Origin of the sequence: Pseudomonas sp. SC11 (assembly GCF_047039205.1) — a bacterium.
Classification (GTDB): Bacteria; Pseudomonadota; Gammaproteobacteria; order Pseudomonadales; family Pseudomonadaceae; genus Aquipseudomonas; species Aquipseudomonas boreofloridensis.
Genome location: NZ_CP178183.1, coordinates 1,351,712 through 1,371,374, shown reverse-complemented (window position 1 = coordinate 1,371,374; position 19,663 = coordinate 1,351,712). Strand labels below are relative to the sequence as shown.

19 protein-coding genes are annotated in these 19,663 nt (G+C 63.6%); 11 read left to right on the top strand and 8 right to left on the bottom strand.

Translation table 11 applies throughout. The features are described from left to right. Positions 1 to 210: 210 nt before the first annotated feature. On the top strand, positions 211 to 1,530 hold the full coding sequence (locus ACK2SD_RS06290) for an MFS transporter (RefSeq protein WP_412461641.1): 1,320 nt from the start codon (positions 211 to 213) through the stop codon (positions 1,528 to 1,530). A 129-nt stretch (positions 1,531 to 1,659) separates the two neighbouring features. Further along, entirely contained in the window at positions 1,660 to 2,265 is a 606-nt protein-coding gene (locus ACK2SD_RS06285; RefSeq protein WP_342650721.1) for a flavin reductase family protein, read from the top strand. Here the strand turns inward: ACK2SD_RS06285 and ACK2SD_RS06280 are convergent, their stop codons facing one another. Together ACK2SD_RS06280 and ACK2SD_RS06275 are read right to left on the bottom strand one after the other, a co-directional pair. Continuing rightward, positions 2,266 to 2,499, bottom strand: coding sequence for a hypothetical protein (locus ACK2SD_RS06280; protein ID WP_039579645.1), 234 nt, complete (start codon positions 2,497 to 2,499; stop codon positions 2,266 to 2,268). It lies immediately after the preceding gene. A gap of 61 nt (positions 2,500 to 2,560) precedes the next feature. Then, positions 2,561 to 2,854: a putative quinol monooxygenase gene (locus tag ACK2SD_RS06275; protein WP_029615039.1), complete on the bottom strand. Its 294-nt coding sequence runs from the start codon at positions 2,852 to 2,854 to the stop codon at positions 2,561 to 2,563. A gap of 203 nt (positions 2,855 to 3,057) precedes the next feature. Here ACK2SD_RS06275 and ACK2SD_RS06270 point away from each other — a divergent pair, with 203 nt between their 5' ends. Then, complete coding sequence (locus ACK2SD_RS06270) at positions 3,058 to 3,981, top strand: AraC family transcriptional regulator (RefSeq protein WP_039579648.1); 924 nt, start codon at positions 3,058 to 3,060, stop codon at positions 3,979 to 3,981. 7 nt (positions 3,982 to 3,988) lie between these two features. On the opposite strand, the gene ACK2SD_RS06265 is transcribed toward ACK2SD_RS06270, so the two are convergent. Continuing rightward, positions 3,989 to 4,603, bottom strand: a complete 615-nt coding sequence (locus tag ACK2SD_RS06265; protein WP_029612883.1) for an NAD(P)-dependent oxidoreductase — start codon at positions 4,601 to 4,603, stop codon at positions 3,989 to 3,991. A 29-nt stretch (positions 4,604 to 4,632) separates the two neighbouring features. Continuing rightward, positions 4,633 to 5,508 (bottom strand): MBL fold metallo-hydrolase, encoded by an 876-nt coding sequence (locus ACK2SD_RS06260; RefSeq protein ID WP_412461640.1) that lies wholly within the window; start codon positions 5,506 to 5,508, stop codon positions 4,633 to 4,635. A 104-nt stretch (positions 5,509 to 5,612) separates the two neighbouring features. On the opposite strand from ACK2SD_RS06260, the gene ACK2SD_RS06255 reads away from it, so the two are divergent. Then, positions 5,613 to 6,515 (top strand): LysR family transcriptional regulator, encoded by a 903-nt coding sequence (locus ACK2SD_RS06255; protein ID WP_116888911.1) that lies wholly within the window; start codon positions 5,613 to 5,615, stop codon positions 6,513 to 6,515. A 90-nt stretch (positions 6,516 to 6,605) separates the two neighbouring features. Next, positions 6,606 to 6,779, top strand: coding sequence for a hypothetical protein (locus ACK2SD_RS06250; RefSeq protein WP_162889558.1), 174 nt, complete (start codon positions 6,606 to 6,608; stop codon positions 6,777 to 6,779). Positions 6,780 to 6,794: 15 nt separating this feature from the next. Here the strand turns inward: ACK2SD_RS06250 and ACK2SD_RS06245 are convergent, their stop codons facing one another. Next, positions 6,795 to 7,664, bottom strand: coding sequence for an isocitrate lyase/PEP mutase family protein (locus ACK2SD_RS06245; RefSeq protein ID WP_039579656.1), 870 nt, complete (start codon positions 7,662 to 7,664; stop codon positions 6,795 to 6,797). Positions 7,665 to 8,049: 385 nt separating this feature from the next. Between ACK2SD_RS06245 and ACK2SD_RS06240 the strand changes: the two genes are divergently transcribed. Further along, entirely contained in the window at positions 8,050 to 9,504 is a 1,455-nt protein-coding gene (locus tag ACK2SD_RS06240; RefSeq protein ID WP_412461639.1) for an MDR family MFS transporter, read from the top strand. A gap of 71 nt (positions 9,505 to 9,575) precedes the next feature. On the opposite strand, the gene ACK2SD_RS06235 is transcribed toward ACK2SD_RS06240, so the two are convergent. Next, the gene (locus ACK2SD_RS06235; protein WP_029612890.1) at positions 9,576 to 10,208 is read right to left on the bottom strand and encodes a TetR family transcriptional regulator; all 633 of its coding nucleotides are present in this window, start codon (positions 10,206 to 10,208) and stop codon (positions 9,576 to 9,578) included. Positions 10,209 to 10,461: 253 nt separating this feature from the next. On the opposite strand from ACK2SD_RS06235, the gene ACK2SD_RS06230 reads away from it, so the two are divergent. The 5 genes from ACK2SD_RS06230 to ACK2SD_RS06210 all read left to right on the top strand — a co-directional run bounded on the left by ACK2SD_RS06230 (position 10,462) and on the right by ACK2SD_RS06210 (position 18,413). Then, complete coding sequence (locus tag ACK2SD_RS06230; protein WP_039579661.1) at positions 10,462 to 11,616, top strand: efflux RND transporter periplasmic adaptor subunit; 1,155 nt, start codon at positions 10,462 to 10,464, stop codon at positions 11,614 to 11,616. A gap of 3 nt (positions 11,617 to 11,619) precedes the next feature. Continuing rightward, a complete protein-coding gene (gene ttgB / locus ACK2SD_RS06225; protein WP_295485646.1) occupies positions 11,620 to 14,772 on the top strand; it encodes a multidrug efflux RND transporter permease subunit TtgB in 3,153 nt (1,050 codons plus the stop codon). Then, positions 14,769 to 16,223 carry an AdeC/AdeK/OprM family multidrug efflux complex outer membrane factor gene (locus ACK2SD_RS06220; RefSeq protein WP_039579666.1) on the top strand — a complete coding sequence of 485 codons (1,455 nt, stop codon included), beginning with the start codon at positions 14,769 to 14,771 and terminating at the stop codon, positions 16,221 to 16,223. The genes ttgB and ACK2SD_RS06220 overlap by 4 nt, the downstream gene beginning before the upstream one ends. A 307-nt stretch (positions 16,224 to 16,530) precedes the next feature. Further along, positions 16,531 to 17,784, top strand: coding sequence for an OprD family porin (locus ACK2SD_RS06215; protein WP_304483702.1), 1,254 nt, complete (start codon positions 16,531 to 16,533; stop codon positions 17,782 to 17,784). Between the two features lie 104 nt (positions 17,785 to 17,888). Further along, positions 17,889 to 18,413, top strand: a complete 525-nt coding sequence (locus ACK2SD_RS06210) for a DUF962 domain-containing protein (protein WP_039579671.1) — start codon at positions 17,889 to 17,891, stop codon at positions 18,411 to 18,413. A gap of 47 nt (positions 18,414 to 18,460) precedes the next feature. Here the strand turns inward: ACK2SD_RS06210 and pcaC are convergent, their stop codons facing one another. Continuing rightward, positions 18,461 to 18,853: a 4-carboxymuconolactone decarboxylase gene (gene pcaC, locus ACK2SD_RS06205; protein ID WP_116888925.1), complete on the bottom strand. Its 393-nt coding sequence runs from the start codon at positions 18,851 to 18,853 to the stop codon at positions 18,461 to 18,463. Between the two features lie 10 nt (positions 18,854 to 18,863). Then, a complete protein-coding gene (gene pcaD / locus ACK2SD_RS06200; protein ID WP_412461638.1) occupies positions 18,864 to 19,655 on the bottom strand; it encodes a 3-oxoadipate enol-lactonase in 792 nt (263 codons plus the stop codon). Positions 19,656 to 19,663 lie beyond the last annotated feature (8 nt).

The window sequence follows — 19,663 nt, the reverse complement described above, 5'->3', positions numbered from 1 at the left end:
CCACGACCGCGCTTAGATAAGCGGAAATCCGCTCATGACGGGCCATACGTGCCATGTAAAATTGCAGCGGGAAATCCTGCCAAGGCCTCAGCCACGAGGCCTAGCGCCCTGAAACGGCGCAGCATGCTCCTATTTGGCACAGCTTCTGCAATCCCTTTTTCAAGCGCGACCCTGCGCGTCTCACAAAAACAACGAAAAAGGTATCCCCTGATGGATAACGCCACCACCCTGCCCACTGGGGCGGCCACTGCGCCCGCTGCCGAAAAGACCACCGCCAGTCGACTGAAATCGATCTTCAGCGGATCGATCGGCAACATGGTCGAATGGTACGACTGGTACGTCTACGCCGCCTTCTCGCTGTACTTCGCCAAGGCCTTCTTCCCGGCTGGCGACACCACCGCACAATTGCTCAATACCGCCGCCATCTTCGCCGTGGGCTTCCTCATGCGTCCGATCGGCGGTTGGCTGATGGGCCTGTACGCCGACCGCAAGGGCCGCAAGGCGGCGCTGATGGCCTCGGTCCTGCTGATGTGCGCCGGCTCGCTGGTCATCGCCTTGACTCCCGGCTATGAAACCATCGGCGTCGCAGCGCCCGTGCTGCTGGTCATCGCGCGCCTGATGCAGGGGTTGTCGGTCGGCGGCGAATACGGCACTTCCGCCACCTACCTCAGCGAGATGGCCAGCAAGGAGCGTCGCGGCTTCTTCTCCAGCTTCCAGTACGTGACCTTGATTTCCGGCCAGCTGATCGCCCTGGCGGTGCTGATCATCCTGCAGAACACCCTGACCACCGAGCAGCTGTACGCCTGGGGCTGGCGCGTACCGTTCGTGATCGGCGCGCTGTGTGCAGTGGTGGCGCTGTACCTGCGCCGCGGCATGGAAGAGACCGCCTCCTTCACCAAGAAGGAGAAATCCAAGGAAAGCCTGATGCGCACCCTGATGCGCCATCCCAAGGAACTGCTGACCGTGGTCGGCCTGACCATGGGCGGCACCCTGGCCTTCTACACCTACACCACCTACATGCAAAAGTACCTGGTCAACACGGTGGGCATGAGCATCAGCGACTCGACGACGATCTCGGCCGCGACGCTGTTCCTGTTCATGTGCCTGCAACCGATCATCGGCGGGTTGTCCGACAAGATTGGTCGACGTCCGATCCTGATCGCCTTCGGCGTGCTCGGTACGCTGTTCACCGTGCCGATCCTCAGCACCCTGCACACCATCCAGAGCTGGTGGGGCGCGTTCTCTCTGATCATGGCGGCACTGATCATCGTCAGCGGCTATACCTCGATCAACGCGGTGGTCAAGGCCGAGCTGTTCCCCACCGAGATTCGCGCCCTGGGCGTGGGCCTGCCATATGCATTGACCGTGTCGATCTTCGGCGGCACGGCCGAGTACGTGGCGCTGTGGTTCAAGAGCATCGGCATGGAGACCGGCTTCTACTGGTACGTCACCGGCTGCATCGCGTGCTCGCTGCTGGTCTACGCGACCATGAAGGACACCAAGCAGCACTCGCGCATCACCACTGACTGAGTGACAGTGCTCGGGGCCGGGGTCGCACTCGCGATTCCGGCCTGCGTTTCAGACCATTCCCACCCCAGCCAAGGCTTGGCACACTAGGCGCTTCGTTCATCCCAGAGGAAGGGCCGCGGCCCTGTACCGATGTACTACTACGAACCCGCCCTAGGCCACGGCCTACCCCATGACCCCTTCAACGCCATCGTCGGTCCCCGCCCCATCGGCTGGATCTCCTCCCATGACCGCGACGGCCGCCTGAACCTGGCGCCTTACAGTTTCTTCAACGCCTTCAACTACATCCCACCGATCATCGGCTTCTGCAGCGTCGGTCGCAAAGACAGCCTGAACAACATCGAACAGACGGGCGAGTTCGTCTGGAACCTGGCCACCCGCCCTTTGGCCGAGCAGATGAACCAGAGCTGTGCAGCGGTCGCGGCCGACGTCGATGAGTTCGACCTGAGCGGCCTGACACCCGCCGCCTCGAAGGTGGTGAGCGTGCCGCGTGTGGGCGAAAGCCCGGTGAACTTCGAGTGCAAGGTCACGCAGATCGTGCAGCTCAAGCGCGCCGACCAAGCGCTGGTGCCTAGTTGGTTGATCCTGGGCGAAGTGGTCGCCGTGCACATCGCCGAGCACCTGCTCAAGGACGGTCTCTATGACACCGCCGCCGCCGAGCCTATCCTGCGTGGCGGCGGCCCGGCGGACTACTTCGAACTGGGCAACCTGTTCCAGATGCGTCGCCCACAGGCCTGATCACCAGATCAGTTCACCCGCGTCATCGACGCCCTGCAGGCGCTCCAGTTCAGCGCTGGCGGCCGCATCGGTCGCCACTGCCGAGGCCAGTACCTGGCCCTCGAGGATCTTGTGAAAACGCGGTGCACCGCCGCCGTTCAGGGCTTTCACCGCGATTGCCGGGTGATAGCCACCGCCTTCGGCTGGAACCATCGCCGAAACGGCTTCGAAACCTGGGAATTCTCTGCGTGCCATTACTGCCCTCCAGCAGTCGATCGAAGGGCGCGATTCTACTGCAAGCGGAAGACCGATGTGGTCAGTCGAAGGTGTGCAGGTCCATGCTTGCCACCACCCGCTCCTGCACCAGGTCGCCGAACAGCGTGAGTGTGGGCGAGGCGAAGTAGCGACTCATGGCCTGCTGGTCCTGCCAACTGCCGGTGAGCAGCCAGAGGTCGGCATCGGCCTGCGAGCGCTGCACGCTGAAGGCCAGGCAGCCGGGACTGCGCTGCGAAGGCTCGAGCAGATCGCGCAGGCGCATGCCGAGTTCTGCCGAGCGGCCGCGGCTGGCACGGATGAAAGCCAAGTGGGTGACCGGTTGCTGCAGGGTCATGATCGATCTCCTTGAAAGCCGGCGAGACGGGAAAGCCAGGCTGCCAAGATTAGGATCCGCCCGATGCGGGGCGTTAGGCCAAAACTGCCGGTCGATTGCCTGATCCTGTCAGCGTGCAGGATCAGGCAATCGACCGGCAGTATCCGGCTAGCGCTTGGCGTTGCCCAAACCTATGCTGGCCCCGTCCCTGAAGGAATTCGACCATGACCACAGCCCTCGCCGCCCTCGATCCGACCCTGGAGCGCCAGCGTCAGGAACTCGCTGACCTGATCCTGCGGCACGCCGGCGATCCTCATGGACCGCCCTCGGCCATCGAGCAGTTGTACCTGTCACGCTACACCGACAACATCCGCTCCAAGCCCGGACTGGCGCTGCCCGCGCTGTGCGTGATGGCCCAGGGCAGCAAGAGCCTGTTCCTGGGTGATCAGCAGTATGCCTACGACCCCCTGCACTACATGGTGGTGTCGGTGGCCATGCCGATCAGTCGGGTGCGCCTGGACGCCAGCCCGCAACAGCCGGTGCTGGGCCTGCGCATTGACCTGGACGCCGCCGAGATCAGCCAGTTGATCGCCGAAAGCGGCCCGATGCTGGTGCCCAACGTGCAGTCCGGGCTCGGGCTGTACGTGGAGCGCACCGACCCGTCGCTGCTCGATGCCCTGCTGCGCTTGGTACGCCTGCTCGACACCCCGCGTGATATCCCGATGCTTGCTCCGTTGTTTCGCCGCGAGATCCTTTATCGTCTGCTACGCGGCCCGCAGGGGCATCGGCTGTACGAAATCGCCCTGGCCAACAGCCAGACGCACCGGGTGAGCCAGGCGATCACCTGGCTCAACCAGCATTTTCACTTACCGCTGCGCATCGAGGAGTTGGCCCGGGAAGTGAACCTGAGTACCTCGACCTTGCACCATCGGTTCAAGGCCGTGACCTCCATGAGCCCGCTGCAGTATCAAAAGCAACTGCGCCTGCAGGAGGCGCGGCGGCTGATGATCAACGATGGCCTGGAGGCCGCGGTGGCAGGTTACCGAGTGGGCTATGAAAGCCCTTCGCAGTTCAGCCGTGAGTACAGCCGGCTCTACGGCGCACCGCCGATCCGCGACATGGCGCGCTTGCGCTCGGGTGCCAGCTAGCGGCGAATCAGTAACCGACGGTGAAACGCTGACGCGAATGGGCCGGCTTCTCCAGCTCGTCGATCAGGGCGATGGCATAGTCGGCGAAGGTGATCCAGCTCCTGCCGTCGGCGCCGATCAGCAGATGGTCCAGGCCCAAGGTGTAGCGCCCGCTGCGCTCGCCTTCGACGAATTCGGCCGAGGGCGAGAGGAAGGTCCAGTCCAGCTCCGACGCTTGGCGCAGTGCGTCGAGAAAGCGTACCCCGGCACTCGCTTCGGCCTTGTAGGCGTCCGGAAAGTCAGGGCTGTCGATCACCCGTTGCCCGGACGGCAGCAGCAAACTACCGGCACCGCCGACCACCAGCAGGCGCTTGACCCCGGCGCGCTTGACCGGGCCGATGATTGCCTGGGGTTCGAGGGTGGAGAAATGCGCGGCACTCAACACCGCATCGACGCCGCTGACGGCCGCTTGCAGTGCGTCACCGTCTTTGGCGTCCAGCGCCTTGACCGTGACGCCTGGACGTCCTTGCAGCGACGACGGGTCGCGAGCGATGGCGACCACCTGATGGCCCCGGCGCACGGCCTCTTCCAGCAACTGGCTGCCGGCGCGGCCGGTGGCACCGATGATTGCGATCTTGCTCATGGGAAACACTCCATCAAGGTTGTAAGGGGTTACCACTTCATTTCACCTTTCGCGACCTTCGCGCTGAGCTCGAGCGAGCTTTCATCGGCCAGGTTCGGATAGCGCTGCTTCATGGCTGTGATCAGCGTCGCCGCATCGGCAGCCTTGGCGGTTTCGCTGTCGAAGGCGCGGATGTAATCGGCCGTGAAGCGCACGGCCTCCAGCGAGCGACTGCCCTGTCCCAGGTAATGGCCAGGAATCACCGTACGCGGCGCCAGGTGCTCGATGTGCGCCAGGGTCGCCAGCCAGTCGGTGTGGGATTGGGCTGACTGGGTGTCGGCCATCCATACATGGATGCCCTCGGACACCACCACACCGCCGACCACCGCTTTGATCGAAGGAATCCACACGAAACTACGGTCCGGCTGCGGCCCATCCAGGCCCATCACTTGCAAGGTCTGACCTTCCAGTTCCAGGCGATCGCCCTGCAGCACGTGCGGCACGATCAGCTTCGCAGGCTTGTCGTTGCCCATCTGCGGACCCCAGTAAGCGAGCTTGGCTTCTCGGGTCTGGCGGATGTGCGCAACGGTAGCGGCGGAGGCTACCACCTTGGCCTTGGGGAAGGCGCGCGTCAGGGTGTCGAGACCGAAGTAGTAGTCCGGATCGCCATGGCTGATGTAGATGCTGGTCAGGCGCTTACCGCTGGCGCGCAGTCGCTGCACCACCTGCTCGGCCTGCGACTTGCCGAATTGGGCGTCGATCAGCACCGCGTCGTGTGCACCGCTGACGATCACCGAGCTGACCGGAAACAGTCCATCGTGGCCGGGGTTGTAGACGTCCAGTTGCAGGGCTGGTCCGGCCTGGGCGTACCCAGTCAAGGCGGCGCAGGCCAACAGCAGGGCGCGGAGGGAGGAAAGAACGGACATGCGAAGATCCTGTGAATGAGAAGGATTGCGCACAGCTTAGTTGCCCAATTCGTTACAAAAAATGCGATGCTTGGACATAGTTTGTTTCTGAAATCGAGCGAATCATGGATCGTCTTACCGCCATGCGGGTGTTCGTCAATGTCGTCGATCTCGGCAGCCAATCGGCGGCTGCGGAGTATTTGCAACTGTCCAGGCCGGTCGTCTCGCGCTACCTGGCCGAACTGGAGACCTGGGTCGGCGCCCGCCTGATGCAACGCACCACGCGCAAGCTGAGCCTGACGGCGGCGGGCCAGGAAACCCTGCCGCGCTGTCGGCAAATGCTGGAGTTGGCGGGGGATCTGCAAAGTGCCGTGCGTCAGCCCGACGAAGCCCCCCGTGGCGAGCTTCGCATCAGCGTCAGTACCTCGTTCGGCTACGCGCAACTGGCCGACGCAGTCGCCGACTATGTGCAGCGTTATCCCGGAGTGAAGGTGGAACTGCAGATGCTCGACCGTACGGTCAATCTGATCGAAGAGCGCATCGACCTGGCCATCCGCACCAGCAATGACCTGGACCCCAACCTGATCGCACGACGCCTGACCGTCTGCCGCTCGGTGGTCTGCGCCAGCCCTGCCTATCTCAGCGCCCACGGCGTACCCCAGCAGGTCGAGGATCTGGCCGCGCACAATTGCCTGACCCATGCCTACTTCGGCCATGGTGTGTGGCATTTCGAGGTGAACGGGGAGTCGGTGGCAGTGCCCGTGCAAGGCAATATCAGCGCCAACGAGGCACTGACCTTGCAGCGGGCGGCGCAGGCGGGTGCGGGCATCGCCATGTTGCCGACCTATCAGGCCGCCTCGGCCTTACGCAGCGGCGAACTGGTCAACGTGCTGCCCCAGGCGCGTCCACGTGAGCTGAACCTGCATGCGGTGTACACCTCGCGCAAGCACATGCCTGCGACCTTGCGCAGCATGCTGGACTTTCTTGCGCAACGCTTCGGCGACGACTCGGAATGGGACTGCGACTGAGCCGAATACAGGATCATTCAGCAGGAGTGGTAGGGCTCATCTGACCTATGCTTGCAGATATCCCTGTAAGCATTGCAGGAGGTCGGCAAGATGGGCATCAAATCCAGACGCTGCGTCATCGTCCTGGCCCTGGTGGCCGTGGCCGGGCTTTACGCCTCGGCCTGTTGGCGCGTCGAACTGCTGCGCAGCCAGCCCGCTAGCGCAGCCAGTTGCAGCCACGCACACTGCATACCGCACACCGCGACCTTGAGCGCTCTCAGGTAGCGCGGCAGTTGCCGCTCACTCCTCGACGCTCATGTACTCCTTGGCCCAGCGGATGTAATCCTCGGGCTGCGTATAGGTGTGCGAAAGCTCGGTGGCGCTGAGGTTCTCGGACTTGTTCTGCTGACCGCGCTGCAGGCGCAGGCAGTCGTAGGTCGCCTTGATGGCAGCGAAGTACGCCGCGTGACCGTCCACCACGATGCGCACGCCCAGGCGCGCCAGGCGCTCGTCGTCGCGCAGATTGGGGTTGCCGTAGCTGACCAGCATCAGCGGCACGCTCAGGTGCTGGCTGATCTGCTCCAGTTGCTCGAAATCCTTCACGCCAACCATGCAGATGCCATCGGCACCCGCCTTCTGGTAGCTCTGGGTGCGGAAGATGATTTCTTCGGTGCTCAGTACCCCGGCATTGGTACGGGCGATGATCGACAGCGAGGTGTCGACCCGCGCTTCGAGCGCCGCACGAATTTTGCCAACGCCCTCTTCCACGGAAATCAGGTCGGTGGACTTGCGGCCGAATTGGGCCGGCAGCAGGGTGTCTTCGATGGTCAGCGCAGCGACACCGGCACGCTCTAGCTCAGTGACCGTGCGCATCACATTCAACGCATTGCCGTAGCCGTGGTCGGCGTCGGCCAGTACTGGCAGTTGAGCGACGCGGCCGATGCGGGTGGCCTGCTCGACGAATTCGCTGAGGGTGATGAGGGCGAAGTCAGGCGCGGCCAGTACCTGCAACGAGGCGACGGAACCACCGAGGATGCCGACCTCGAAGCCCAGGTCGGCGGCGATGCGCGCAGACATGGGATCGAACACGGACGCTGTGTGATAGCACGAACCTGAGGCGAGGAGTTCGCGAAAGGCAAAACGCAGATCTTGGTGGGACGCTTTGGGCATGGTCACTCCGCATGAAGATGGAATTCGAACTGGCTGACTACCGACTCCTGCCGGGAAACACGTTGCCGGGTGTGGTGATGATCACAGGCACCATGCAGAGAGTGGAATAGACGGCGTGGGAATACGGCGATGCGGAAACCTGGAGCAATGTGCACCAAATGGGTGCAATCCAGTGTATTTCGGCTGCTTTGATCGCCCACGATATCACGCTGCCCTGATACTCCGGGTGAAAGCAGGTATGCCGATCGCGCATAGGCGATGCAGGTAGTACATAGGAAGCTACCTAACTCAGGTTACACTTTGCGACACGCTCGCCACGGCCCCGCACTTTTCATGAGGGCTGGCGACGCGCTTTTCTTCATCACCCGACCAGAAGGTGTGAACCGTGACCGCCGCCCTGCCCCCCGCCGTCTTGCGCAGCGTGCTCAGCGCGCTGATGCTGGCGATTCTTCTCGGCGCCCTGGACCAGACCATCGTCGCTGTTTCCCTGCCCGCCATTTCCGCGCAGTTCAACGACGTGGGCCTGCTGGCCTGGGTGATTTCCGGCTACATGGTGGCCATGACCGTGGCGGTGCCCATCTACGGCAAGCTCGGCGACCTGTATGGTCGGCGCCGGATGATCCTCACCGGTACCGCCGTGTTCACCCTGGCCTCGATCGGCTGTGCCCTGGCGCAGAATATGGAGCAACTGGTGCTGGCGCGCGTGCTGCAAGGCATCGGCGCAGGCGGCATGGTCTCGGTGAGCCAGGCGATCATTGGCGACTTCGTGCCGCCGCGTGAACGCGGGCGCTATCAAGGCTACTTCAGCAGCATGTATGCGCTGGCCAGCGTTGCCGGCCCGGTGCTGGGCGGCTGGCTCACCGCGTATCTGTCGTGGCGCTGGGTGTTCTGGATCAACCTGCCGCTGGGCGTGTGCGCGTGGTGGGTGATCCGCCGCGCGTTGCAGGGAATGCCGGTCAGACGGCGGCAGGCGCAGGTCGACTATCTCGGCGCGCTGTTGCTGACCGTCGGGCTGGGCAGCCTGCTGCTGGGCATTACCCTGGTCGGCCAGGGCGCAGCCTGGACCGCGCCGGCGGTGCTGGTCCTGTTCGGCTGCGCAGCGCTGGGCGTGTCACTGTTCATCGCCCATGAACGGCGCTGCCCAGAGCCGCTGTTGCCCTTGAAACTGTTCGGCAATCGGGTGGCGGTGTTGTGCTGGTGCGTGATTTTCTTCGCCAGCTTCCAGTCGATTTCTTTAACCATGCTCATGCCGCTGCGCTTGCAGAGCATTACGGGGGCCGGGGCCGACAGCGCAGCACTGCATCTATTGCCTCTGGCCATGGGACTGCCGCTGGGGGCGTTCACCGGCGGCCGCCTGACCAGCCTCACCGGGCGCTATAAACCGCAGATTCTGGCTGGTGCGGTGCTGATGCCGTTGGCCATCGTCGGCATGGCCCTGACCGCGCCGCAGTCCGTCTGGCTGAGCGGGGCGTTCATGCTGCTGACCGGCATCGCCTGCGGATTGCAGTTTCCCACTTCGCTGGTGGGCACGCAGAGCGCGGTGGACATCAAGGACATCGGCGTGGCCACCAGCACCACCAATCTGTTCCGCTCGTTAGGCGGTGCAATGGGCGTAGCCTGCATGTCCAGCCTGTTGCTGGCGCTGTTGGAGGTCGGCGGATTGCACAGCGTCGGTAATCCTTTGCTCGGCAGCCTCCAAGGTAGCGTGGCCGATGCGTCGAATCAGGCGCACCTGACGCAGACATTCAGCTATCTGCTGCTGGCCAGTGCAGGGGTCGCGGTGCTGGGGCTGGTCGCGGCGCTGGTATTGCCGGATCGACAGCTGCGCGGTCATGACTGAGAGCGCATCAGGCTCGATAATCCCCCGTTAATCCTGCGGGGAAAGACTTCCTCACAAACCTTCACAAAGTCTTATTTGCGCAGCGCGGGGCTCAAGCGCAGCATATCCAGCCCTGCATCGACCCATTTGTCCGCATCGCGCAACAGCTCGAAGCTGTCCGGCAGTAGCAGCCAGCGCCCGATCAGACCGTCGATGTAGGCAAACATGGCGATGGCCGCCCGCTCGGTATCCAGATCGACGGGTAACTGGCCGCGCCGAGCGGCATTGGCCAAGGTTCTGCTGATGCCATCGTGGCATTCGGCGACAGCCTGCTGCCGTTGCTGGCGGATTTCACACATTTCATCGGTGAACTCGCACTTGTGATGCAAGATCTCATTGATGCGCCGGGTCCGGGCGTCGAGCACCAGCTCGCTGAACACTTGCACCAGCAGTTTGCGCATGCAGCCGAGCGGGTCGGGTTCGTCCTCGCTCTCGCCAGCGCGTGCCAGGTGGTCATGGGTTTCGTGCAGGCTGTCGAGCAGCGCCTGCACCAGGTCGGCTTTGTTGCTGAAGTGCCAGTAGATCGCACCGCGGGTCACGCCGGCGATCTCGGCGATATCGGCCAGTGTGGTACGAGCGACGCCACGCTTGTAGAAGGCGCGCTCGGCCGCGTCGATGATCTGCGCGCGAGTCTCCTGTGCTTCCTCTTTGGTACGACGAACCATGGCAGCTCAACCTCATCAGAACCCCACGCGATGGGCGCGCGGGTTGTACCGGGCGCGCCTCTGCAGGGCGGGTCCCGAATGCATTGATCACGTATTGCGGTAGTAGCCTGATACCACCACCGCGCTATTTACAAACAACCATGAATGTAAGTATATTCGTTAGTAAGCTACTTATCCACCGAATAGCGTTTTTTCTGACAATACTCTTCCACTATTCTTGAGCTCCCCCTGCTCCTGCGACCCGAGGATCCTCATGCACTTCAAGCCAGCCGTTACCGCCCTGGTATCCGCCGTCGCCTTGGCCACCCTGCTCAGTGGCTGCAAGAAAGAAGAGGCCCCGCCTGCCGCGCAGACGCCTCAGGTCGGCGTCGTCACCTTGCAGCCCCAAGCCTTCACCCTGACATCGGAACTGCCGGGGCGTACCAGCGCCTACCGCGTGGCCGAAGTTCGGCCACAGGTCAACGGCATCATTCTCAAGCGCCTGTTCAAGGAAGGCAGCGACGTCAAGGAAGGGCAGCAGCTCTACCAGATCGACCCTGCGGTGTACGAAGCCAACCTGGGCAATGCCCAGGCCAACCTGCAGGCCACACGCTCGCTGGCCGGGCGCTACAAGCAGTTGATCGATGAGCAGGCGGTGTCCAAGCAGGAATACGACGACGCCAATGCCAAGCGTCTGCAGGCCGAGGCCACACTCAAGAGCGCGCAGATCGACCTGCGCTACACCAAGGTACTGGCACCGATCAGCGGCCGCATCGGTCGCTCGGCGGTCACTGAAGGCGCGCTGGTGAGCAATGGCCAGAGCAACGCCCTGGCCACTATCCAGCAACTCGACCCGATCTACGTCGACGTTACCCAGTCCACCGCCGAACTGCTCAAGCTGCGCCGCGACCTGGAGAGCGGGCAGTTGCAGAAAGCCGGCGAGAACGCCGCCAAGGTCCAGCTGATTCTCGAAGATGGCAGCACGTTCGCGCGCGAAGGTCGCCTGGAGTTTTCCGAGGTCTCGGTCGACGAGTCCACCGGTTCCGTGACCCTGCGCGCCGTCTTCCCCAACCCGGACCACACGCTGCTGCCAGGCATGTTCGTGCATGCGCGCCTGCAGGCTGGGGTCAACGCCAACGCGATCCTGGCGCCCCAGCAAGGGGTGACCCGCGACCTCAAGGGCGCGGCCACCGCGCTGGTGGTGAACCAGGACAACAAGGTCGAACTGCGCCAGCTCAAGGCGACCCGCACCTTGGGCAACGAGTGGTTGGTCGAGGACGGCCTGAAGGCAGGCGACCGCCTGATCACCGAAGGTCTGCAGTACGTGCGTCCAGGTGCCGAGGTCAAGGTCAGCGAGGCCACCAACGTCAAGAAGCCGGGCAGCCCTGACCAGCCCAACTCGGCGAAAGCAGACGCCAAAGCGGAGTAAACCATGTCGAAGTTCTTTATCGATCGCCCGATCTTCGCCTGGGTGATCGCCTTGGTGATCATGCTGGTCGGGGCCCTGGCAATCCTCAAGCTGCCGATCAACCAGTATCCCAGCATCGCGCCGCCGGCCATCGCCATCGCCGTGACCTACCCGGGCGCCTCCGCGCAGACCGTGCAGGACACCGTGGTGCAGGTCATCGAGCAGCAGCTCAACGGCATCGACAACCTGCGTTACGTGTCCTCGGAGAGCAACTCCGACGGCAGCATGACCATCACCGCGACGTTCGAGCAGGGCACCAACGCCGACACGGCGCAGGTCCAGGTGCAGAACAAGCTCAACCTGGCCACGCCCCTGCTGCCACAGGAAGTACAACAGCAAGGTATCCGCGTCACCAAGGCGGTGAAGAACTTCCTGCTGGTGATCGGCCTGGTGTCCGAAGACGGCAGCATGACCAAGGACGACCTGGCCAACTACATCGTCTCCAACATGCAGGACCCGATCTCGCGTACCGCCGGTGTCGGTGACTTCCAGGTGTTCGGTGCACAGTACGCCATGCGTATCTGGCTCGACCCCGCCAAGCTCAACAAATACCAGATGACCCCGGTGGACGTGCGCACGGCCGTGACCGCGCAGAACGTCCAGGTGTCCTCAGGGCAACTGGGCGGCCTGCCTGCCATGCCTGGCACCCAGCTCAACGCGACCATCATCGGCAAGACCCGCCTGCAGACCGCCGAGCAGTTCGAGAAGATCCTGCTGAAGGTCAACAACGACGGTTCGCAGGTGCGCCTGGGTGACGTGGCCAAGGTTGGCCTGGGCGGCGAAAACTATGCCGTCAGCGCCCAGTTCAATGGCAAGCCGGCCTCCGGATTGGCAGTCAAGCTGGCTACTGGCGCAAACGCCCTGGATACCGCCAAAGCGCTGCGCAAGACCGTGCAGGACCTGGAGCCTTTCTTCCCGCCAGGGGTCAAGGCGGTGTTCCCGTATGACACCACCCCGGTGGTCACCGAATCGATCAGCGGCGTGATCCACACCCTGATCGAAGCGGTGGTGCTGGTGTTCCTGGTGATGTACCTGTTCCTGCAGAACTTCCGCGCCACCATCATCACCACGATGACCGTACCGGTGGTCCTGCTGGGCACCTTCGGCATCCTTGCCGCAGCGGGTTTCAGCATCAACACCCTGACCATGTTCGCCATGGTGCTGGCCATCGGCTTGCTGGTGGACGACGCCATCGTCGTGGTGGAAAACGTCGAGCGGGTGATGTCCGAGGAAGGGTTGCCGCCCAAGGAGGCGACCAAACGGTCGATGGAGCAGATCCAGGGCGCCTTGGTGGGTATCGCCCTGGTGCTGTCGGCGGTATTGCTGCCCATGGCCTTCTTCGGCGGTTCCACTGGCGTGATCTACCGGCAGTTCTCCATCACCATCGTCTCGGCCATGGGCCTGTCGGTGCTGGTGGCACTGGTCTTCACCCCGGCGCTGTGCGCAACCATGCTCAAGCCCCTGAAAAAAGGCGAGCACCATACCGCCAAGGGTGGATTCTTCGGTTGGTTCAACCGCAACTTCGATCGCAGCGTACAAGGCTATGAACGCAGCGTCGGCGGCATCCTGCGCAACAAGATCCCGTTCCTGCTGGCCTACGTGCTGATCGTGGTGGGCATGATCTGGCTGTTCATGCGTATCCCCACCGCATTCCTGCCCGAAGAAGACCAGGGCGTGCTGTTCGCCCAGGTGCAGACGCCGGCCGGCTCCAGTGCCGAGCGCACCCAGGCGGTGGTCGACCAGATGCGCGAGTACCTGCTCAAGGACGAAGCCGACACCGTGTCATCGGTGTTCACCGTGACCGGCTTCAACTTCGCCGGCCGCGGCCAGAGCTCGGGCATGGCCTTCATCATGCTCAAGCCCTGGGGCGAGCGCTCGTCGGAGAACAGCGTCTTCAACCTGTCGACCCGTGCGCAGCAGCACTTCTTCGGCTTCCGCGATGCCATGGTATTCGCCTTCGCCCCGCCTGCGGTACTGGAGCTGGGTAACGCAACCGGCTTCGACGTCTTCCTTCAGGACCGTGCTGGTGTCGGCCACGAGAAACTCATGGAAGCGCGCAACCAGTTCCTCGCCAAGGCCTCGCAGAGCAAGATCCTGGCCGGGGTACGCCCGAATGGCCTGAACGATGAACCGCAGTACCAACTGATCGTCGACGACGAACGCGCCAGCGCTTTGGGCGTGACCATCGCCGACATCAACAACACCCTGTCGATCGCCCTCGGCGGCAGCTACGTCAACGACTTCATCGATCGCGGTCGGGTCAAGAAGGTGTACATCCAGGGTGAAGCCAATGCCCGCATGAGCCCGGAAGACCTGCAGAAGTGGTACGTGCGCAACGGCAAGGGCGAAATGGTGCCGTTCTCCTCCTTCGCCAAGGGTGAATGGACCTACGGCTCGCCGAAACTCTCGCGCTATAACGGTGTGGAAGCGGTCGAGGTGCTCGGTGCACCGGCGCCCGGCTACAGCACCGGTGAGGCGATGGCCGAGGTCGAACGCATCATTGGCGAGTTGCCAAGCGGTGTGGGCTTCTCCTGGACCGGCATGTCCTACGAGGAAAAACTCTCTGGCTCGCAGATGCCCGCGCTGTTCGCCCTGTCGCTGCTGTTCGTGTTCCTCTGCCTGGCAGCGCTGTACGAAAGCTGGTCGATTCCGATCGCCGTGGTCCTGGTCGTGCCCCTGGGCATCATCGGTGCGCTGATCGCCACCAGCTTGCGCGGCCTCTCCAACGACGTCTATTTCCTGGTTGGACTGCTGACCACGATCGGCCTGGCGGCAAAGAACGCCATCCTGATCGTCGAGTTCGCCAAGGAGCTGCACGAACAGGGCAAGAGCCTGTACGACGCGGCAATCGAGGCGTGCCGCATGCGTCTGCGCCCGATCATCATGACCTCGCTGGCGTTCATCCTCGGCGTGGTACCGTTGACCATCGCCAGCGGCGCCGGTGCGGGCAGCCAGCATGCCATCGGTACCGGCGTGATCGGCGGCATGATCAGCGCAACCGTGCTGGCGATCTTCTGGGTACCGCTATTCTTCGTCGCAGTGTCGTCGCTGTTCGGCAGCAAAGAGCCGGAACACGACTTCACCCCTGAAACTCCACGTAATGAGGCTGGGCAATGACCAAGTCTTTGCTGTCCCTGACAGTCACCGCGTTCATTCTCGGCGGCTGCTCGCTGATTCCCGATTACAAGACCCCGGACGCTCCGGTGCCCGCGCAGTGGCCACAAGGCCCGGCCTACTCGCCGACCGAGTCGGCCGACGTGGCCGCCGCCGAGCAGGGCTGGCGCCAGTTCTTCAACGACCCGGCGCTGCAGAAGCTGATCCAGACCGCGCTGGTCAACAACCGCGACCTGCGCGTGGCGGCGTTGAACATCGACGCCTACCGTGCGCAGTACCGCATCCAGCGCGCCGACCTGTTCCCGGCGGTGTCGGCCACCGGCAGCGGCAGTCGCCAGCGGGTGCCAGCGGACATGTCGCAGACTGGCAGCTCGAACATCAACAGCCAGTACTCGGCGACCCTCGGGGTCAGCGCTTACGAGCTGGACCTGTTCGGCCGCGTACGCAGCCTCAGCGAGCAGGCCCTGGAAATCTACCTGTCCAGCGAACAGGCACGGCGCTCCACGCAAATCAGCCTGGTGGCCAGCGTGGCCAATGCCTACTACACCTGGCAGGCCGATAAGGCGCTGCTGGTGCTGACCCAGGACACGCTGAAGAACTACGAAGAAAGCTTCAACCTGACCCGTCGCAGCAACGAGGTGGGGGTGGCGTCAGCGCTCGACCTGAGCCAGGCGCGCACCGCCGTCGAAGGTGCACGGGTCAAGCTGTCGCAGTACCAACGCCTGGTGGCGCAGGACCTCAACAGCCTGACCGTGCTGCTGGGTACCGGCGTGCCGAGCGATCTGCCTGCTCCGCTCAAGCTCGATGCCGACCAGCTCGCCCAAGTCCCGGCCGGCCTGCCGTCGGACCTGTTGCAACGCCGGCCTGACATCCAGGAAGCCGAGCACCAGCTCAAGGCCGCCAACGCCAACATCGGCGCGGCGCGCGCGGCGTTCTTCCCGAGCATCAGCCTGACCGCCAATGCTGGCACCCTGAGCCCAGACATGGGCGGCCTATTCAAGGGCGGCTCGGGCACCTGGCTGTTCCAGCCGCAGATCAACCTGCCAATCTTCAACGCCGGCAGCCTGCGCGCCAGCCTGGACTACTCGAAGATCCAGAAGGACATCAACGTCGCCAAGTACGAAAAGACCATTCAGACGGCCTTCCAGGAAGTCTCCGATGGCCTGGCGGCACGCAAGACCTTCGAGGAACAGTTGCAGGCCCAGCGCGATCTGGTGGCCGCCAACCAGGACTACTACCGCCTGGCCGAGCGCCGCTACCGCATCGGTATCGACAGCAACCTGACCTTCCTCGACGCCCAGCGCAACCTGTTCAGTGCCCAGCAGTCGCTGATCAGCGATCGTCTGTCGCAGTTGACCAGCGAGGTCAACCTGTACAAGGCCTTGGGCGGTGGCTGGTATGAGCGCACCGGTCAGGCCAATCAACAGGCTTCGATGCAGGCGCCCAAGGGCTGAGTGATCAGCCCTCGACACAGAGCCCACCCTTGCGGTGGGCTTTTTGTTGTCCGGTTGTCAGCGACCGCCTGCCGCCTGTGACCGCAGTTCGCCGCAGCGATGTCTGCACGTCGACGCCCTGACGCGCTGGAGCGCAACAATACGTTCGATTACCGCCCCATTCCGCTCGACACGAATTGCCTGGCGCCAAGCCCATCACGCACCATCGGCTACGCAACGTTGCACAAGTTCATCAAGAAAAGCGTCGACCTATGGGCACTCCCGTAGGGCCTCGGCTCGCCCAATAAAAACAAGAGATCCAAGATAGATGAGCATTCTGCAACCTGCACGCCCGTTGCTGCCGGGCCTTCTGGCCCTGTCCTGCACCCTGCCCGCCTTCGCTGACGACGGCGGTTTCGCAGAGGATGCCAAGGCCACTCTCAACCTGCGCAACTTCTACATCAACCGCAATTTCGTCGATCCGGCCAGAGCTCAGGGCAAGGCCGAGGAATGGACGCAAAGCTTCATCCTCGATGCCCGCTCGGGCTTCACCCAAGGAACCGTGGGCTTCGGTGTCGATGTGCTGGGGCTGTACTCGCTCAAACTCGATGGCGGCAAGGGCACGGCCGGCACGCAGTTGCTGCCGGTGCACGACGATGGCCGCCCGGCGGATGACTTCGGTCGCCTGGGCGTAGCGCTGAAGGCGCGGGTTTCGCAAACCGAACTCAAAGTCGGTGAGTGGATGCCGGTATTGCCGATCCTGCGTTCGGACGACGGCCGCTCGCTGCCGCAGACGTTCCGCGGCGGTCAGATCACCTCCAAGGAGATCGCCGGCCTGACCCTCTACGGCGGCCAGTTCCGCGGCAACAGCCCGCGCAATGATGCCAGCATGGAGGATATGGCGCTGTTCAGCCGCCCAGGCTTCACCTCCGACCGCTTCAACTTCGCCGGCGGCGAGTACAGCTTCAACGACAAGCGCACCCAAGTCGGGCTGTGGCATGCCCAGCTCAAGGACATCTACCAGCAGCAGTACCTCAACCTGATCCACAGCCAACCCCTGGGCGACTGGACCCTGGGCGCCAACCTGGGCTACTTCATCGGCAAGGACGACGGCGCCGCCCGCGCCGGCAGTCTGGACAACCGCACGGCGTCGGCGATGCTCTCGGCGCGCTACCAGGGCCATACGTTCTATGTCGGCCTGCAGAAGGTCAGCGGCGACACCGAGTGGATGCGGGTCAACGGCACCAGCGGGGGCACCCTGGCCAACGACAGTTACAACGCCAGCTTCGACAATGCCAAGGAGCGCTCCTGGCAGGTCCGTCACGACTTCAACTTCGCCACCGTCGGGATCCCTGGGCTGACCCTGATGAACCGCTACATCAAAGGCGACAACGTACAGACCGGCACGGTCACCGATGGCAAGGAATGGGCGCGGGAAACCGAGTTGGCCTACGTCATCCAGTCCGGCACTTTCAAGGACCTCTCGCTGCGCTGGCGTAACTCCAGCATGCGGCGTGACTTCAACACCAACTCGTTCGACGAGAACCGTCTGATCCTCAACTATCCGTTGAGCTTGCTCTGACAGGCGTGAAATCGCTACAGCGAGGCGCAAGCAGGCTATTCTGATGGGCAGCACTCACTTGTCCGAAAGGCGACAAGGGATCCTGCCCTGATGGAGGCACAACCATGAAGACCCTCGTCGAACACCTGAGTCAGTACGCGGCCTACCACCGTGACCCGCGCAACATCACCACCCACTTCGTCGGCATTCCGCTGATCGTGCTGGCGGTCAGCATCCTATTGTCCAGGCCCGGCTGGAGCGTGGCGGGCCTCTGGTTGTCTCCGGCATTGCTGGTCGCGGCGGCTTCGGTGTGGTTCTACTTGCGCCTGGACCTGCGCTGGGGGCTGCTCATGGGCGCGTTGCTGGGGCTGTGCCTGTGGGCAGGGCAATGGCTGGCGCAACAGCAAACCGGCCTGTGGCTGAGCATTGGCCTGGGCCTGTTCGTGGTGGGCTGGATGATCCAGTTCATCGGCCACGCCTACGAAGGACGCAAACCGGCCTTCGTCGACGACCTGAGCGGCCTGATCATCGGGCCGCTGTTCGTGGTGGCGGAATTGGCCTTCATGCTTGGCCTGTGCCCCGACCTGAAACGCGCCGTGGAGGCCAATGCCGGGCCGGTGGCGATACGCCGCAAACCCGCAGCGGCGTAACCGTTCACTGGCGTCGGCTGGCAAGCACGCATGGCCGACGTTGCGCCCTACTCGCGCGATTCGACGCCCAGCTCGTCCCACACCGACTCGGCCAGGTGGAACGTGGCATTGGCCGCCGGAATGCCGCAGTAGATTGCGCTCTGCATCAGCACTTCCTTGATTTCCTCACGGGTCACGCCATTGTTAGCGGCCGCGCGCAGGTGCAGCTTGAGTTCGTCATTGCGGTTCATGCCGATGAGCATGGCGATGGTGATCAGGCTGCGGGTGTGGCGCGGCAGCCCTGGGCGGGTCCAGATGTCGCCCCAGGCGTGCCGGGTGATCATTTCCTGGAACTCGCCGTTGAAGTCGTTGAGCTTCTCCAGACTGCGGTCCACGTGGGCGTCGCCCAGCACCGCGCGGCGCACGTGCATGCCGGCGTCGTAGCGTTGTTTTTCGTCCATGGGGCGCTCCTCAGCGGGCCAGCAGAAAGTCGAGCACGCGCCGGCTGAACGGCTCGCCGACCTCGACGTTGGACAGGTGCGCGGCCTGGAAGCCAGCGTACTGCGCCCCCGCGACATGCGCCTGGATGAACTGCCCGCCCGACGGTGGCGTGACCGCATCGGCTTCGCCGGAAATCACCAGCAGCGGCACCGCGATGGCGCCCAACTGGTCACGGAAATCGGCATCGCGCACAGCCGCGCAATTGGCCGCATAGCCTTGCGGCGAAGTGCTGGCCAGCATCTCGGTGATGCGTGAAACCTGCTCGGCATGGGCCGCCGACCACGCCGGCGTGAACCACCGCTCGATGGAGGCATCGCGCAGGCCACGCATGGCCGCCGCGCCGTCTCGCAGCACCGTTTTGATGCGCGGGTTCCAGGTGTCCGGCGAGCCGATCTTCGCCGCCGTATTGCACACCACCAGGCGCAGCAGGCGCTCACCGGCATGAATGCCCAGCCACTGGCCGATCAACCCGCCCATCGACAGGCCGCAAAAGTGCGCGCGCTGGATGTTCAGGCCATCGAGCAAGGCCAGCACATCATGGCCCAGTTGTTCGATGCTGTACGGGCCTTCGGTGACCTGCGAGTCGCCGTGGCCGCGGGTGTCGTAGCGCAGCACGCGAAAATGCTGAGTCCACAACGGCATCTGGGTGTCCCACATGTGCAGGTCGGTGCCCAGCGAGTTGGACAACACCAGCACCGGGGCATGCTCGGGGCCGTCGAGTCGGTAGTTCAGTACGCCATCGGGCAGTTGCAAATGCGCCACAGCGGTCT